General features: G+C 63.8%; 15 protein-coding genes. 4 read left to right on the top strand and 11 right to left on the bottom strand.

Features of this window, described 5'->3' with window-relative positions; translation table 11 throughout:
* The first annotated feature begins 77 nt into the window (after positions 1–77).
* A complete protein-coding gene (locus IVA81_RS28375) occupies positions 78–965 on the top strand; it encodes a TauD/TfdA family dioxygenase (protein ID WP_247324122.1) in 888 nt (295 codons plus the stop codon).
* A gap of 198 nt (positions 966–1,163) precedes the next feature.
* On the opposite strand, the gene IVA81_RS28370 is transcribed toward IVA81_RS28375, so the two are convergent.
* Positions 1,164–1,808 (bottom strand): YqgE/AlgH family protein, encoded by a 645-nt coding sequence (locus tag IVA81_RS28370; protein WP_247324120.1) that lies wholly within the window; start codon positions 1,806–1,808, stop codon positions 1,164–1,166.
* A 142-nt stretch (positions 1,809–1,950) separates the two neighbouring features.
* Between IVA81_RS28370 and IVA81_RS28365 the strand changes: the two genes are divergently transcribed.
* The 3 genes from IVA81_RS28365 to IVA81_RS28355 all read left to right on the top strand — a co-directional run bounded on the left by IVA81_RS28365 (position 1,951) and on the right by IVA81_RS28355 (position 5,793).
* A complete protein-coding gene (locus tag IVA81_RS28365) occupies positions 1,951–2,790 on the top strand; it encodes a protein-disulfide reductase DsbD domain-containing protein (protein ID WP_247324119.1) in 840 nt (279 codons plus the stop codon).
* A 612-nt stretch (positions 2,791–3,402) separates the two neighbouring features.
* Complete coding sequence (locus IVA81_RS28360) at positions 3,403–4,770, top strand: oligosaccharide flippase family protein (protein WP_247324342.1); 1,368 nt, start codon at positions 3,403–3,405, stop codon at positions 4,768–4,770.
* 198 nt (positions 4,771–4,968) lie between these two features.
* The gene (locus IVA81_RS28355) at positions 4,969–5,793 is read left to right on the top strand and encodes a sulfite exporter TauE/SafE family protein (protein WP_247324116.1); all 825 of its coding nucleotides are present in this window, start codon (positions 4,969–4,971) and stop codon (positions 5,791–5,793) included.
* A gap of 155 nt (positions 5,794–5,948) precedes the next feature.
* On the opposite strand, the gene IVA81_RS28350 is transcribed toward IVA81_RS28355, so the two are convergent.
* The 10 genes from IVA81_RS28350 to IVA81_RS28305 all read right to left on the bottom strand — a co-directional run bounded on the left by IVA81_RS28350 (position 5,949) and on the right by IVA81_RS28305 (position 15,424).
* The gene (locus tag IVA81_RS28350; RefSeq protein ID WP_247324114.1) at positions 5,949–6,737 is read right to left on the bottom strand and encodes a 3-hydroxybutyrate dehydrogenase; all 789 of its coding nucleotides are present in this window, start codon (positions 6,735–6,737) and stop codon (positions 5,949–5,951) included.
* 1 nt (position 6,738) lies between these two features.
* On the bottom strand, positions 6,739–7,914 hold the full coding sequence (locus IVA81_RS28345; protein ID WP_247324113.1) for a patatin-like phospholipase family protein: 1,176 nt from the start codon (positions 7,912–7,914) through the stop codon (positions 6,739–6,741).
* A gap of 89 nt (positions 7,915–8,003) precedes the next feature.
* Positions 8,004–8,507 (bottom strand): CAP domain-containing protein, encoded by a 504-nt coding sequence (locus IVA81_RS28340; RefSeq protein WP_247324112.1) that lies wholly within the window; start codon positions 8,505–8,507, stop codon positions 8,004–8,006.
* A gap of 87 nt (positions 8,508–8,594) precedes the next feature.
* A complete protein-coding gene (locus IVA81_RS28335; RefSeq protein ID WP_247324110.1) occupies positions 8,595–9,632 on the bottom strand; it encodes a sulfate ABC transporter ATP-binding protein in 1,038 nt (345 codons plus the stop codon).
* Positions 9,622–10,533, bottom strand: a complete 912-nt coding sequence (gene cysW / locus IVA81_RS28330) for a sulfate ABC transporter permease subunit CysW (protein ID WP_247324108.1) — start codon at positions 10,531–10,533, stop codon at positions 9,622–9,624. Before cysW ends, IVA81_RS28335 begins: the two co-directional genes overlap by 11 nt.
* Before the next feature lie 10 nt (positions 10,534–10,543).
* Entirely contained in the window at positions 10,544–11,380 is an 837-nt protein-coding gene (gene cysT / locus IVA81_RS28325; protein ID WP_346659422.1) for a sulfate ABC transporter permease subunit CysT, read from the bottom strand.
* 38 nt (positions 11,381–11,418) lie between these two features.
* Positions 11,419–12,432 carry a sulfate ABC transporter substrate-binding protein gene (locus tag IVA81_RS28320; RefSeq protein ID WP_276578192.1) on the bottom strand — a complete coding sequence of 338 codons (1,014 nt, stop codon included), beginning with the start codon at positions 12,430–12,432 and terminating at the stop codon, positions 11,419–11,421.
* A gap of 112 nt (positions 12,433–12,544) precedes the next feature.
* Complete coding sequence (locus tag IVA81_RS28315) at positions 12,545–13,270, bottom strand: phosphoadenylyl-sulfate reductase (protein ID WP_247324105.1); 726 nt, start codon at positions 13,268–13,270, stop codon at positions 12,545–12,547.
* Complete coding sequence (locus IVA81_RS28310; RefSeq protein WP_247324104.1) at positions 13,267–13,782, bottom strand: DUF934 domain-containing protein; 516 nt, start codon at positions 13,780–13,782, stop codon at positions 13,267–13,269. Before IVA81_RS28310 ends, IVA81_RS28315 begins: the two co-directional genes overlap by 4 nt.
* Positions 13,769–15,424 carry a nitrite/sulfite reductase gene (locus IVA81_RS28305; RefSeq protein ID WP_247324102.1) on the bottom strand — a complete coding sequence of 552 codons (1,656 nt, stop codon included), beginning with the start codon at positions 15,422–15,424 and terminating at the stop codon, positions 13,769–13,771. The genes IVA81_RS28310 and IVA81_RS28305 overlap by 14 nt, the downstream gene beginning before the upstream one ends.
* Between the last annotated feature and the right edge of the window lie 5 nt (positions 15,425–15,429).

The following is a 15,429-nucleotide window of genomic DNA, read 5'->3' as shown; positions in this document are numbered from 1 at the left end:
TGACATCGCCGGACGCGCGAGTCATTTTTTCCGCAAACAGAGCGGAGAAACCGCTCGCAGACGCGGGAGAGAACGCCATGACGATCGCCATCCGGCAGCTTCAGAAGCATTTCGTCGGTGAGGTGTCCGGCCTCGATTTGCGCAAGCCTCTCACACCCGATGAGGCGCGCGAGGTCGAGGCCGCTATGGACAAATACGCGGTTCTCGTCTTCCACGACCAGAACATCACCGACGAGCAGCAGATGGCGTTCGCGCTGAATTTCGGCCCGCGCGAGGAAGCGCGCGGCGGCAACATCACCAAGGCGGATGAATACCGCCTCACCTCGGGCCTAAACGATGTCTCCAATCTCGGCAAGGACGGCAAGCCGCTGCCGAAGGACAGCCGCGCCAATCTGTTCAACCTCGGCAATTGCCTGTGGCACTCCGACAGCTCGTTCCGCCCGATCCCTGCAAAATTCTCGCTGCTCTCCGCGCGGGTGGTGAACCCGAAGGGCGGCAACACCGAATTCGCCGACATGCGCGCTGCCTATGACGCGCTCGACGATGACATCAAGGCGGAGATCGAGGACCTCGTCTGCGAACACTCGCTGATGTATTCGCGGGGATCGCTCGGCTTCACCGAATATACCGACGAAGAGAAGGAGATGTTCAAGCCGGTGCTGCAGCGGCTGGTGCGCACCCATCCCGTCCATCGCCGCAAGTCGCTCTATCTGTCATCGCATGCCGGAAAGGTCGTCAGCATGAGCGTGCCGGAAGGGCGGCTGCTGCTGCGCGATCTCAACGAGCACGCGACGCAGGCCGAGTTCGTCTACGTCCACAAATGGAAGCTGCATGATCTCGTGATGTGGGACAATCGCCAGACCATGCACCGCGTCCGCCGCTACGACCAGTCGCAACCTCGCGACATGCGCCGCGCGACCGTGGCGGGGACGGAGCCGACGGTGCAGCAGCAGGCGGCGGAGTAGCGACATACTCCGGTGTCGTCCCGGACAAGCGAAGCGCAGATCCGGGACCCATAACCACCGGACGTGGTTTGGCGAAGGCCCGGAGTGACCTGCCTGCCTCAAACTTCATCCTGGGAGTATGGGTCCCGGATCTGCGCTTCGCTTGAGGCGCGCTTGTCCGGGACGACAGCGGAGGTTGACGCAACGAGTGCGCCAGAGCTACGCGTGCCCGGCCTCGTTCGAGAGCATGCCGGGATCGATGCCGATCTTGCGCAAGGCGCGGCCGTACTTGTCGTCGACGTCGTCGCCGAAAATCAAGTCCGCGTCTGCATCGCAATGCAGCCAGCCGTTGCTCTGGATCTCGGTCTCGAGCTGGCCCGGCGCCCAGCCGGCATAACCGAGTGCGAGAATGGCGTGCTTGGGGCCGGAGCCGTTGGCGATGGCGCGCAGGATGTCGACCGTCGCCGTGAGGCAGACGCCGTCATCGATCCGCAGCGTCGCATTTTCGATGTAGAAGTCGCTGGAATGCAGCACGAAGCCGCGGCCGGTATCGACCGGGCCGCCACGCAGCACCTTCATGCTTTCGGCATTTTCCGGCAGCTTGATGTGCTCGCCCTTCTTGATGATGCCGAGCTGCTGCAAGAGCTCGGGGAAGTCGATGCTGCCGGCCGGGTGGTTCACGATGATGCCCATCGCTCCCTCCGCCGAATGGGCGCAGAGATAGATCACCGAGCGCTCGAAGCGGGAATCGCCCATCACGGGCATCGCAATCAGCAGCCGGCCGTCGAGATAACCGGCCGAATTGGGGAGCGCGGGGCTTGCGCTGCGGGTGCTTTCGCCCGTCCTCTTGCCTGTGGGAGCCATCGGTAAAGCACTCCGGTTTCAATTCCTATCCTGATGTCGGCCCGGGCCGCTGTCAAATCAAGGCTTGCAGAGACTCGATTCAGGTGCATCCATCACAAGCAATTCAATGGTTTGCCCCGGGGTGACCCTGTAAAGACGTGCCATGCTCACAAGAGTTCCCCTGCGTGCGGCGATTGGCGTCGCGACAACCCTGCTTGCGTCGTCGCTGGCCATCGCGGCCCGCGCCGATGACGCTTCGCCGTGGCAGCGCGACGGACATTCCGCGGTGCGGCTATTGGCGGGATCGCGCAGCGGCGCCGTCCTGCTCGGCGGTATCGCCTTCCAGCTCCAGCAGGGGTGGAAGACCTACTGGCGCACCCCCGGGGATTCCGGCGTGCCGCCGCGGTTCGACTTCTCGAAGTCGGACAATGTCGAGGCGGTGACGGTGATGTGGCCTGCGCCGCTGAAGTTCGACGACGGCGCGGGCGGCCATTCGATCGGCTATCACAACCAGATCGTGCTGCCCTTGCGCATCGTCCCCAAGGCGGCCGACAAGCCGGTGACCTTGCGCGCCGAGATCAATTACGCGGTGTGCGAAAAGCTCTGCATTCCGGTCGAGGCCAGCGCCGAGCTCGGCTTCAACAGCGTCGCCTCGACCGAGGACGCCAATTTGCGTGCCGCGCTCGACACGGTGCCCAAGCCTGCCAATATCGGCGATCCCAATCCGCTCACCATCCGCGACGTCAAGCGCGAGGGGCCCAAGATCGTGGTGGTCGACGTGGTGACGCCGGATAGCCGCAACGTCAATCTGTTCGTGGAAGGGCCGACGCCCGATTGGGCGTTGCCGATCCCGGCCCAGGTCGAGCCCAGTCCGGTCGGCGTCAAACGCTTCTCGTTCGAGCTCGACGGATTGCCGCCGAGCGCCAAGCCCGACGGCGCAGCGCTGAAGTTCACGCTGGTGGGTGCGGAGAAGTCGTACGAGTTCAATACGAATTTGGAGTAGATCGTCCCGGACCGAATAGTGGAGCCGGCCAGGATCAGGATGCAGGGCAAACCTTCGTAGCCTGCTTTTCCTGCAACTTCTTTGTGCAATACAGGCTGCATCGCTGACCGCCGGCCTTGGTGCAGGCGGCCAGGCACTTCTCGTATGAGCATCCCCACGCGTCCGCTCGCGCGGGTGTCATGGCATAGAGATCGAAGAAGGCTATTGCGGCGAGCACGGTCACGCACATCATAAATCGAGTCATCAATCGCTCCTTCTGAAATGACGTTCAAAGCAAGCGTCTGGCCGGGACCGCGAACTGTTGTGGTCTCCGCCCGGCATCGCGCCAATTCCATGCGCGAGCATGCCGGCCCGCACATATTCCAAATGCCTCCACTATGCCGTGAGCATAGTTCGAAGCGGCGCAGGACGTCACCCCTCCAAATAGGCAGGATGGAAACTCCCTGGATGAAGTGACAACCGCAACAGCGCCGCTTGACCCGGCATGCGAAACGATGTTCGCCGCGCCGACCTTGGCGGGACGCGGCCGGAGGCGTTCCAACCGAATCTTAAGGAATGGTTGCTAAGTCCCAGGCCTGCCGCAGCATGCGCGCGCCCCGGGGACCGTTCGTATTGGCCGTGATGGATGCAGAACCCGCAACGACCGGACCGGCCGGGCTGATGGCACGGCTGCGGACCAAGCTGACGGGCGGCCCGAGCGAGGCATCGCTGACGCGGCGGCTTGCCGGCACCATCTTCATCATCCGCGTGATCAGCGCCGGCCTTGCCTATGTCTCGCAGGTGCTGCTCGCCCGCTGGATGGGCACGTCCGACTACGGCATCTATGTCTATGTCTGGACCTGGGTGCTGCTGCTCGGCAGCATGATGGATTTCGGCATCTCGGCTTCCGCGCAAAAGATCATTCCGGAGTATCGCAGCAGCGGCGAGCAGGCGTTGCTGCGCGGCTTTCTCTCCGGCAGCCGCTGGCTGACCTTCCTCGTCTCCATGCTGGTGTCGCTCGGCCTCGCCGGCATCGTCAGGCTGCTGTCGCCCTGGATCGACCCGGCCGAGGAGCTGCCGCTCTATATCGGCTGCATGACGCTGCCGGCCTTCGTCGTTGCCAACACCCAGGACGGCATCGCGCGATCGCATGACTGGATGCAGCTCGGCTTGATGCCGCAATTCATCATCCGCCAGGCGCTGATCATCGGCATCACGGCTATCGCCTTCCTGCTCGGCTATCATCTCGGCGCGGTCGCCGCGATGGCCGCGAGCGCCGGCGCGGTCTGGATCGCGATGACCGGGCAGATGGTGGTGCTGAACCGCAAGCTCGCCGATCATATCGCGCCCGGTCCCAAGACCTACGACATTGGCGGCTGGCTTGCCGTCTCGCTGCCGATCCTGCTGGTCGAGAGCTTCTACCTGCTGCTGTCCTACACCGACGTGCTGGTGCTGCAGCAATTCCGCCCCTCCGACGAGGTCGGCGTCTATTTCGCTGTCGTGAAGACGCTGGCGCTGGTCTCCTTCATCCACTACGCGATGTCGGCGACGACGGCGCACCGCTTCGCCGAATACAACGCAAGCGGCGACAAGGCACGGCTATCGGCCTATGTCGCGCATGCGATCGGCTGGACGTTCTGGCCGTCGCTGGCGGCGACCATCGCGCTGCTCGCGGTGGGCAAGCCGCTGCTCTGGCTATTCGGGCCGCAATTCGTGATCGGCTACGACATCATGTTCGTCGCCGCGATCGGCCTGGTGGTGCGCTCCGCGATCGGGCCGGTCGAACGGCTGCTCAACATGCTCGGTCAGCAAAAGATCTGCGCGCTCGCTTATGCCCTAGCCTTCGTGATGAACCTCCTGCTCTGCATCGCGCTGGTGCCGCGCTACGGCGGCCACGGCGCGGCGGCCGCGACATCGATCTCCCTCACCTTCGAGACGGTGCTCTTGTTCTGGATCGTGCGGCAGCGGCTCGGACTGCACGTGCTGGCGTTCGGTAAATAGGCGCTGCGCGCCTGACGTGCTCGCTGCTTCCCCGGGGAACGGCTCTGTCAGAGCACGCACAGGAACGAGACAAAACGCCTCTCCTTTTTGAACCTGAGGCAAAATTTTTCTTATTCTGCCCGAGCGGTTGCGCGTTAGGGGAACTTTATTCTACGTCGTATTGCCTAACCGACGAGATCAACCTAAGATTCCCCTGATATGTTCGATCCACTCTACGTCGCCTCTGGATTCGGCGTCGGCCTGCTTGTCGGGATGACCGGCGTGGGCGGCGGCTCGTTGATGACGCCGCTCTTGATCCTGCTGTTCGGCGTCCATCCCTCCACAGCGGTCGGAACCGACCTGCTTTATGCCGCCGCCACCAAGACCGGCGGCAGCGTGGTGCATGGCTGGTCGCGCAGCGTGCACTGGCCAGCGGTGCTACGGCTAGCCTGCGGCAGCATTCCTGCGAGTGCGCTGACGCTGCTGGTGTTGTGGAAGCTCGACCTCAAGAGCGATTCCGAGCGCAACCTGGTCAACCTGGTGCTGTGCTTCGCGCTGCTGCTGACCGCGACGTCGCTGATCTTCCGCAAATCCATCATGGAGCGCTATCGCCGCCGGCTCGAACAGGTCGACGAGCGCATCACCGCCATTGCGACCGTCGTTACCGGCATCGTGCTCGGCGTGCTGGTCTCGATCTCGTCGGTCGGCGCCGGTGCGGTCGGCGTGACCGTGCTGCTGCTGCTCTACCCTCGCCTGCCCATGGTGACCATCGTCGGCTCGGATATCGCCCATGCGGTGCCGCTGACACTGGTCGCGGGCATCGGGCACTGGGCGCTCGGCGATGTGGATTGGGCCCTGATGGGCGTGCTGCTGATGGGCTCGCTGCCCGGCATCATCGTCGGCAGCTTCAGCGCCACGCGCGTGCCCGAGACGGTGCTGCGCCTGACGCTTGCGAGCGTCCTGTTCGTGGTCGCCGGCAAAATCTTGTTTGCCGAGCTGCACCTGTCATCCGCCTTTGTGACGGCGCTGGCTTGGGGGCATTAGGCCCGACCGGACGACGGACTCGTAGGGTGGGCAAAGCGACTTGTCCGCCGTAGCTCGAAGAGCGAAGGCGGAAGCATGCCCACCGTTTCTCTCAATGGCGGAAGCATGGTGGGCACGGCGCAAAAGCGCCTTTGCCCACCCTACGGCACCCCGCCCTACTCCGCGGTCCAGCCGCCGTCGATCGAGAGGTTGGTGCCGGTGATCTGCGCGGCATCATCGCCGCACAGGAACAGCGCCAGCGCGGCGACCTGCTCGGAGGTGACGAACTCCTTGGTCGGTTGCGCATCGAGCAGCACGTCGTTGATGACTTGCTCACGCGTCAGATTGCGCGCCTTCATCGTGTCGGGGATCTGCCTCTCCACCAGCGGCGTCCAGACATAGCCCGGGCTGATGCAGTTGCAGGTGATCTTGTGGGTCGCAACCTCCAGCGCCACGGTCTTGGTGAGACCGGCGATGCCGTGCTTGGCCGACACGTAGGCCGACTTGAAGGGCGAGGCGACCAGCGAATGCGCCGAAGCCGTGTTGATGATGCGGCCCCAGCCCTTCTTCTTCATGCCGGGGACGGCGGCGCGGATGGCGTGGAAGGCCGAGGACAGGTTGATCGCGATGATCTGGTCCCATTTCTCGACCGGGAATTCCTCGATCGGCGAGACGAACTGGATGCCGGCATTGTTGACGAGGATGTCGACCGAGCCGAAAGTCTTCTCGCCGAGCGCGATCATCCCGGCGATCTCGGCGGGCTTGGTCATGTCGGCGGGCGAATAGATCGCTTTCACCTTGAAGTCCGACTCGATCTTGGCGCGCTCCTTCTCGATGTCCTCCGGCGAGCCGAATCCGTTGATGACGACATTGGCGCCGGCGGCTGCGAAGGCGCGCGCGTAAGCGAGCCCGATGCCGCTGGTCGAACCGGTCACGACGGCGTTCTTGCCTGACAGAGTACCCATGTTATTCGCTCCTTTTTGGCGGGGGCGCGGTGACGTCCCCCGTAAGATCGTAGGTCACCATGGTCTCGCCGGACTGCGGCCGCTCGAGCCAGTCCTTGTGGCGCATCGACAGATGCACGTCGCGCACGCCGGCTTCCCAATGCTCGACCATGGCGACATGCGAGAAGTCGTAATCCTTGGACGAGGATTCGTAGTTCTTGCTGCGGTAGATCAGATGCACCACGGTGACCGTGCTTTCGCGCGACACCTTGGCGAGGAATTCGACGGACGGATCATTCTTCAGGTAGTCCGGCAATTTGCCGATCAGGTCGCGCACCGCCCTGCGGGCGTTGTGGATCTGCTTGTTCTTGTCGGTGTTCATCCGCGTGCGGCTGGAGAAGCGGATGTCCTTCTCGCGCTCGGTCGCCTCGAGCAGCGAATTCGGCAGGTCGCCGCGCGCGGAAAACAGGTCGACCTGGAAGATCAGCATGTCGCGGTCGATCTCGGCATCGAGCACGTAGTCGAGCGGCGTGTTGGAGGCGATGCCGCCGTCCCAATAATGCTCGCCGTCGATGACGACGGACGGAAAGCCCGGCGGCAGCGCGCCGGAGGCCATGATGTGCTCGGGCCCGATTTTCTTGCCGAGCTTCTTGAACTCGTAATTGTCGAAATATTTGAAATTGCCCGAGGTGACCCCGACCGCGCCGACCGACAGGCGCGTCTTGAGATCGTTGATGCGGTCGAAATCGACCAGGCGCTCCAGCGTCTTCTTCAGCGGCGCGGTGTCGTAATAGCTCTCGGCCTCGGGATGGCCCGGCGGCCACATCGGCGCGGGCGGGACGCGCGGCGTGAAGAAGCCGGGCACGCCGAAGGTTGCGATCAGCGCGGCGCTGGTCGAGTTGAACAGCTCGCGGCTGCGATCGCTCTTGCCGATCGGCTTCCACGGCACCGGCGCGGAGACCATCTCCCAGAATTCCTTGAGCCGCTTGACGCGCGTCTCGCCCTCATTGCCGGCGATGATGGCGGCGTTGACCGCGCCGATCGAGATGCCGGCCACCCATTCCGGCTCGAAGCCGGCATGGCACAGCGACTGACAGGCGCCGGCCTGATAGGAGCCGAGTGCGCCGCCGCCCTGGAGAACCAGGACGCGTTGCGCTTTCGCGGGGACTGTTGCGACTTCCGGGCTATGATCGGTCATGCGGGGACATTAGCAAAAAAACGCAAAACGCGAGCCACCGTGGCGACAGTTTCGCCGCGGCGTCAATGCATCCCGGGATCAAGTCTGGCTTATCGGGGGTCCGTCGAGGCCAGGATCATGGTCCAGAACACCTTGTACTTGGTGCCTGGAGCATAGCCGGCCGCTATGCCCAATTTTGTGACACCGCCCTTGAGCATGTTGGCGCGATGCGGAGGCGAGTCGCGCCAGCCGGAAAACGCTTCCGCCAGCGTATGATAGCCGGCCGAGACGTTCTCGACCGCAACCGTCGCCGGGTAACCGCCCGTGCTGAGCCGCTTGGCCAGCGGCGCGCGGACGTCATGGTCCATCTTGTTGGCGGCCGCCATGGCCTGGGACTGGGATTCGGCAAGCCGCATCAGATCGGAATCGATCACGACGGTGCCGAGCCCGTTGTTCTGGCGGTACTGCGAGATCATGATCGCGGCCGCCTGCGCATCGAGCTTGGCGCCCGGGACCGACATATCGGCATACATCGACGGCTGCTGGACCGGCGCCTCGTTGCCGGCACAGCCGGCGAGCAGCAAAGTGATGAGAATTGCGGCCGCAGCGCGCATAGAGTGCCCCCGAATGAGGGGCCGTTGTTGCATACCAACCGTGGCTGAAAGGTGAATTTTGAAGAAAATTCGAGCCGGCAGGACAGCTCAGGCGCCCGCAAATATCCGGTAACGGCGAGGCTCGAGGCCGATGGTGTCGCCGGGGCGCAGTTCCTTGTCGCGGGGGGCGTCGATCTCAATGGTCTCGCCGCCTGACAACGCGACCTCGGCCCGCTGCACCGGACCGAAATTGCGGACATGCTGCACGGCGCCCTCGAACGCGCCGCTGCCGGGCGGGCCGACCAACATGTCATGTCGCCGCACGAACAGTTTTGACGTGCCAGACGCAATCCCGTCCGCCGCAAGGGCAAGCGGCCGGTCGCCGAGCCTGACGACGCCGCCTTCGACCTGTACCGGCAGCTCGATGGATTCGCCGATGAAGCCGTGGACGAACGCGCTTGCCGGCCTCTCATAGACGTCATCGGGCGAGCCGATCTGCTCGATCCTGCCCTTGTCCATCACCACGACGCGGTTGGCGACTTCCAACGCCTCCTCCTGGTCGTGGGTGACGAAGATCGAGGTGACGTGGATCTCGTGGTGCAGCGAGCGCAACCATCTTCGCAGCTCCTTGCGCACCTTGGCATCGAGCGCGCCGAACGGCTCGTCGAGCAGGAGGATGCGCGGCTCGATCGCCAGCGCGCGGGCGAGCGCGATGCGCTGGCGCTGGCCACCGGAGAGCTGGCTCGGATAGCGGTCGGACAGCCAGTCGAGCTGGACGAGATCGAGCAGCTCTTTCACCCGCGCTCGGATCGTGGCCTCGTCTTTCCGTATCGCGCGCGGCTGCACGCGCAGGCCGAAGGCGACGTTCTCGAACACGGTCATGTGGCGGAACAGCGCGTAGTGCTGGAACACGAAGCCGACATGCCGCTCGCGCGCGCCCTGCGCCAGCGCATCCTCGCCATTGAAGGAGACCTCGCCGGCATCAGGCCAGTCGAGACCTGCGATAATCCGCAGCAGCGTGGTCTTGCCCGAGCCGGAGGGGCCGAGCAGCGCGAGCAATTCGCCGTCATTGACCTTGAGGTCGACGCCGTCGAGGGCTGAAAAGCCGCCGAACTTCTTGACGAGGTTTTTGACTTCAATGGTCACTTGCGTCGTCTCCTTCGTCGAGGTGACGTTCGAGAACAGTCTTGGCGATCAGCGTGATCAAGGCCAGCATCGCCAGCAGCGAGGCAATCGCGAAGGCGGCGACGAACTGGTATTCGTTGTAGAGGATCTCGACCAGCAGCGGCATCGTATTGGTCTCGCCGCGGATGTGGCCGGAGACGACGGAGACCGCGCCGAACTCGCCCATCGCGCGCGCGTTGCAGAGCAGGACGCCGTAGAGCACGCCCCATTTGATGTTGGGCAGCGTGACGCGGAAGAAGGTTTGCAGGCCCGAGGCGCCGAGCGAGATCGCGGCCTCCTCCTCCTGCGTGCCCTGCTCCTGCATCAGCGGGATCAGCGCGCGCGCCACGAAGGGGAAGGTGACGAAGGTGGTGGCGAGCGCGATGCCGGGCACCGCGAACAGGATCTGGATGTCGTGGTCCCTGAGCCAGCCGCCGAAATAGCCCTGCGCGCCAAACAGCAGCACGAAGACGAGGCCCGAGATCACCGGGCTCACCGAGAACGGCAGGTCGATCAGTGTGATCAGGAAGGTCTTGCCCGGAAATTCGAATTTCGCAATCGCCCAGGCCGCAACGAGGCCGAACACGAGATTGAGGCCGACCGAGATCGCCGCAACCAGCAGCGTCAGCTTGATCGCGGCCAGCGCTTCCGGCTCGGCGAGCGCGGCGAAATAAGCGAGGATCCCCTTCGAGAAGGCCTGGGCGAACACCACCACCAGCGGCAACACGACGAAGACGGAGAGGAAGATCATCGCCAATGCGATGATCGTGATGCGCACCGCCCTTGGCTCGGTACGCAGACTGTCGTGTGCCGCGGCCGCATGCGCGCGAGCGCGCGCATCGGGTGAGGCCAGGGAAACGGAATCTGCGATCTGCATCGTCATGGTCCGCCCCTCAACGCGCCGGAATCCGGCTCTGCGACCAGCGCTGGAGCCGGTTGACGGCGAAGATGATGACGAAGGAGACGACGAGCATGACCGCCGCAATGGCGGTCGCGTCGGCGTAGCGGAACTCGGACAGGCGGATCACGATCAGCAGCGGGGCGATCTCGGACACGTTGGGCAGATTGCCGGCAATGAAGATCACCGAGCCGTATTCGCCGACCGCGCGCGCGAAGGCGAGCGCAAGACCGGTGAGCAGCGCCGGTGCTAGCGAGGGCAGGATCACGCGGATGATGGTCTGCCAGCGGCTGGCCCCCAGGCTGCCCGCCGCCTCCTCGATCTCGGGGTCGAGATCCTGCAACACCGGCTGCACGGTGCGGACCACGAAGGGAATGCCGATGAAGATCATGGCGACGAAGATGCCGACCGGCGTAAACGCCACCTTGATGCCGGCCGCGGCAAGCGGCGCCCCCAGCCAGCCCTTCTCGGCGAACAGCGCGGTCAGCGCAACGCCGGCGACTGCCGTCGGCAGCGCGAATGGCACATCGACGATGGCGTCGAACAGGCGGCGGCCGGGAAAGCGGTACCGCACCAGCGCCCAGACGATGATGCTGCCCATCACGAGATTGACGGAGGCCGCCGCGAACGCGAGGCCGAAGGAGACGCGCAAGGCATTGAGGGTGCGGCGGCTGGTGAGGATATTCCAGAACTGTTCGGGACTGAGCTCGAGCGATTTCAGGAACAGCCCAGCGAGCGGAATCAGGATGATGACGGACAGCCAGGACAGCGTCAGTCCCATCGTGAGACCGAAGCCCGGCAATGTCCGGCGTCTTGCTGCGAATGCGCTCACCAGGCCCCCTGCTAAAAGCCCATTAAGACTGCGCCAGATCAGTTCTTGTAGATCTGGTCAAAGATACCGCTGTCGGCAAAATGCTCCTTCTGAGCCTTGGTCCAACCACCAAAAACGTCGTCGATGGTGAATAGTTCGACCTTGGCGAAGGAATTTTCATACTTCTTGGCGATCTCGGGATCGCGCGGGCGGTAGAAATTACGCGCGGCAATTTCCTGACCGTCCTTGGTGTACCAGTACTGGAGATAGGCATCGGCGGCGTTGCGGGTGCCTTTTTTATCGGCAACCTTGTCGACGATGGTGACCGGCGGCTCGGCGAGGATCGATTGCGGCGGTGCCACGATCTCGAACTTGTTCGCGCCGAATTCCTTCAGCGCCAGGAAGGCCTCGTTCTCCCAGGCCAGCAGCACATCGCCGACGCCGCGCTCGACGAAGGTGACGGTCGCGCCGCGTGCGCCGGTATCGAGCACCGGCACCTGCTGGTAGAGTTTTCCGATGAAATCCTTGGCCTTGTCGGCCGAGCCGTACTTCTTCTGCGCAAAACCCCAGGCCGCCAGATAATTCCAGCGCGCCCCGCCCGAGGTCTTCGGGTTCGGCGTGATCACGGCGACGCCCGGCTTGATCAGATCGTCCCAGTCCTTGATGGCCTTGGGATTGCCCTTGCGGACGAGGAAGACGATCGTCGAGGTGTAGGGTGATGAATTCTGCGGCAGCCGCTTCTGCCAATCGGCTGTGGTGAGCCCCTTGGCGGCGATGGCATCGATGTCATAGGCGAGCGCGAGGGTCACCACATCGGCCTGCAAGCCGTCGATCACCGCGCGGGCCTGCGAACCGCTGCCGCCATGCGACTGCTTGATCTCGACGCTCTTGCCGGTCTCCTTCTGAAAGGCGTTCGCGAACGCCTTGTTGAATTCGGCATAGAGCTCACGCGTCGGATCGTACGACACGTTCAACAGATTGATATCAGCAGCGAGAGCCGAGCTTGCCAAGAAACCCGTCAAGACGAGGCCTGCAGCGAGCGGAACGATACGGCGCATCATGTCCATCTCCATTCACTTCGCTGACGTCGGTGTCAGCGAAGGCGTGCAGGCATAACTCGGGGCGAAACGCGCTTAAGTCAACGGAACCGGATTTTCTTGTTCGCAGCGTGGCAGCGTGGCTGTGCTACGAAGTCTTCGTCGTGTGGATGCCGCATTCTGTCTTGGCCCGGCCGCGCCAGCGACCGGCGCGCGCATCCTCGCCCTCGGCCGTTCTGCTCGTGCAAGGCATACACCCAACCGACAGGAAACCGGAGGCGGCGAGTGGATGACGCGGCAATTTGGCGCGGACGAAGATCGCCTCGAGTTCCTCGCGCGAGACGTTGGCGAAGGGGTTGAATTTCAACCGGGCGCCATCCTCTTCGACGACCGGCATGTCGGCCCGCGCGTTGCCCTGAAAGCGCTTGCGGCCGTTGATCCAGGCCGAGAACGGCTTCAGCGCACGCGCCAGCGGTTCCACCTTGCGAATGCGGCAGCAGGCGTCGGGATCGGAGAACCAGAGGTCACGGTCGGGATCTTCGCGCGATAGCGCTTCCTCGGCCGGCTTGATCGAACGGACATCCTTCAGGCCCAGCGTCGCGATCAGCGTGTCGCGATAGGCAAGCGTCTCCTCAAACAACCAGCCAGTGTCGAGGAAGATCACCGGGATCGCCGGATCGACGTCCGCCATGACCTTCAGCAGCGTCGCCGATTCCGTGCCGAAGGACGACACCAGCGCAAGCCTTTCACGCCCGACCGTCTTAAGCGCCGCAGCGATGATCTCAGCGGGCGAGGCATCGCGCAGGGCGCGATCGAGCTCGTCCGCCGAAGGCAACGCAGAGACGGGCGAAACCTGAGGCGCGATCGCGTTCACGTGCCGACACCTTCGGAATGGCGGAGCTGCATGCGCCGGTGCAGCGCCGTGATGCGGCCGTCGCCGGTCGGCTGGTAGAACACCGAATAGCGCTTGGCGGTCTGCATGAAGGCTTCCGCGTCGCCCTGCTTCTTGACGTCGAAGGAATCGAAGCCGGCGCGCAGCATGAACACGAACTGGTCGCGCAACACCTGGCCGGTCGCGCGTAATTCGCCGCGGTAATTGTAACGCTCGCGCAGCAGGCGGGCCTGGCTGTAGGCACGGCCGTCGCGGAAAGTCGGGAACACCAGCGCGACGACGGCGATCTTGCCGAGATAGGGCACGAGCTCGGCGATATCGCGACTGTTCGGCCAGATCACGCCGACCTTGCCGGAGCGCTTGACCAACGCATCGGCCTCGCCGAGGAAACGTTCGGCCGGCACCAGGATGTCGCCGCCCTCGGGCAGCGGCGTGTCGACGGCCAGCTTGACGAAGCTGTCGTCGGCGATCTTTCCGCCGTTAACGAGTGGCATAGACGCGCTCCTTGAAGGGTTCGACGCCGAGACGCTTCACCGTGTCCATGAACAGCTCTTCGGGCCGCTCGCGCAGCGCCAGATAGGCTTCCACAACGTCTTCGATGACATCGGCGACTTCGTCGAATTTGACACCGGGTCCGATCAGGCTGCCCAGCGCGGCGTTCTCGTCGGCACGGCCGCCGATGGTGATCTGGTAGACCTCCTCGCCGTTCTTCTCGACGCCGAGAATGCCGATATGGCCGACATGGTGATGGCCGCAGGCATTGATGCAGCCGGAGATGTTGATGTGGAGGCGGCCTATCAGGTTCGCGAGCTCGTGATTGGCAAAGCGCCGCGTCAGTTCCTGCGCGATCGGAATCGAGCGCGCATTCGCCAGCGAGCAATAGTCGAGCCCGGGGCAGGCGATGATGTCGGTGATCAGATTGACGTTCGGCGTCGCGAGCCCGAGCTTGTCGAGCGCCTTCCACAGCGCCGGCAGGTCGCGCTTGGCGACATGCGGCAGCGCCAGGTTCTGCTCGTGGCCGACGCGGATCTCGCCGAACGAATATTTGTCGGCGAGATCGGCCAGTGCATCCATCTGCTCGGCGTTGGCATCGCCCGGAGGCGCACCGATCGGCTTCAACGAGATCGTGACGATGGAGTAGCCCTGCACCTTGTGCGGGGCCACCGAGTTCTTGCGCCACGCCTCGAAATCAGGATCGGCCGCGGCCTGACGCAGCTCGTCCGGCATGTGCGGCAGCTTCTCGTAAGAAGGATAAGTGAAGCGCGAGCGAATGTCCTCGATCACCTCGTCGTCGATCTGGAGCGAGGAGTTGCGGATATGCTGCCACTCGTCCTCGACCTCGCGGGAGAATTTTTCGATGCCGAGCTCGTGCACCAGGATCTTGATGCGCGCCTTGTAGATGTTGTCGCGGCGGCCGTACTGGTTGTAGACGCGCAGGATCGCCTCGATGTAGCTGAGGATATCGCGGCCATGCACGAAGTGCTTGATGGTCTTGGCGATGAACGGCGTGCGACCGAGGCCGCCTCCGACCAGCACCTCGAAACCGGTCTCGCCCTTCTCGTTCTTGATCAGCCTCAGGCCGATGTCGTGGATCTTGATCGCGGCGCGGTCGTGGTCCGACGCGGTGATCGCGATCTTGAACTTGCGCGGCAGGAACGAGAATTCCGGATGCAGTGTGGTGTGCTGGCGGATCAGCTCCGACCAGATGCGCGGATCCTCGATCTCGCCGGGCGCGACGCCGGCCCACTGGTCCGAGGTGACATTGCGCATGTTGTTGCCGGAGGTCTGCATCGCATGGATGCCGACCTTGGCAAGATCCTCCAGCGCATCCGGCAGTTCGGCCAGCTTGATCCAGTTGAACTGGATGTTCTGCCGCGTGGTGAAATGGCCGTAGCCGCGGTCGTATTTGCGCGCGACATGGGCGAGCGCCCGCAACTGGTTCGTTGCGAGCGTGCCGTAGGGGATCGCGACGCGGAACATGTAGGCGTGCAATTGCAGATAGACGCCGTTCTGCAGGCGCAGGATCTTGAACTCGTCCTCGGTGAGTTCGCCGGAGAGGCGCCGCTTCACCTGGTCGCGGAACTCCGAGACGCGCTCGTTGACGAGCGTGCGGTCGATTTCGTCGTAAGCATACATAAGAA

It is taken from the genome of Bradyrhizobium sp. 141, assembly GCF_023074055.1.
GTDB lineage: Bacteria > Pseudomonadota > Alphaproteobacteria > Rhizobiales > Xanthobacteraceae > Bradyrhizobium.
This window is presented reverse-complemented; position numbering and strand designations above follow the sequence as displayed.

Excerpts from the sequence above, each read along its gene's own strand:
- IVA81_RS28320 (WP_276578192.1), bottom strand. The coding sequence starts at position 12,432 with ATGGAGATGGACATGATGCGCCGTATCGTTCCGCTCGCTGCAGGCCTC.
- IVA81_RS28350 (WP_247324114.1), bottom strand. The coding sequence starts at position 6,737 with ATGGGTACTCTGTCAGGCAAGAACGCCGTCGTGACCGGTTCGACCAGC.
- IVA81_RS28305 (WP_247324102.1), bottom strand. The coding sequence starts at position 15,424 with ATGTATGCTTACGACGAAATCGACCGCACGCTCGTCAACGAGCGCGTC.
- IVA81_RS28375 (WP_247324122.1), top strand. The coding sequence starts at position 78 with ATGACGATCGCCATCCGGCAGCTTCAGAAGCATTTCGTCGGTGAGGTG.
- IVA81_RS28370 (WP_247324120.1), bottom strand. The coding sequence starts at position 1,808 with ATGGCTCCCACAGGCAAGAGGACGGGCGAAAGCACCCGCAGCGCAAGC.
- IVA81_RS28340 (WP_247324112.1), bottom strand. The coding sequence starts at position 8,507 with ATGCGCGCTGCGGCCGCAATTCTCATCACTTTGCTGCTCGCCGGCTGT.
- IVA81_RS28365 (WP_247324119.1), top strand. The coding sequence starts at position 1,951 with ATGCTCACAAGAGTTCCCCTGCGTGCGGCGATTGGCGTCGCGACAACC.
- IVA81_RS28345 (WP_247324113.1), bottom strand. The coding sequence starts at position 7,914 with ATGACCGATCATAGCCCGGAAGTCGCAACAGTCCCCGCGAAAGCGCAA.
- cysW (WP_247324108.1), bottom strand. The coding sequence starts at position 10,533 with ATGACGATGCAGATCGCAGATTCCGTTTCCCTGGCCTCACCCGATGCG.
- IVA81_RS28310 (WP_247324104.1), bottom strand. The coding sequence starts at position 13,782 with ATGCCACTCGTTAACGGCGGAAAGATCGCCGACGACAGCTTCGTCAAG.
- IVA81_RS28355 (WP_247324116.1), top strand. The coding sequence starts at position 4,969 with ATGTTCGATCCACTCTACGTCGCCTCTGGATTCGGCGTCGGCCTGCTT.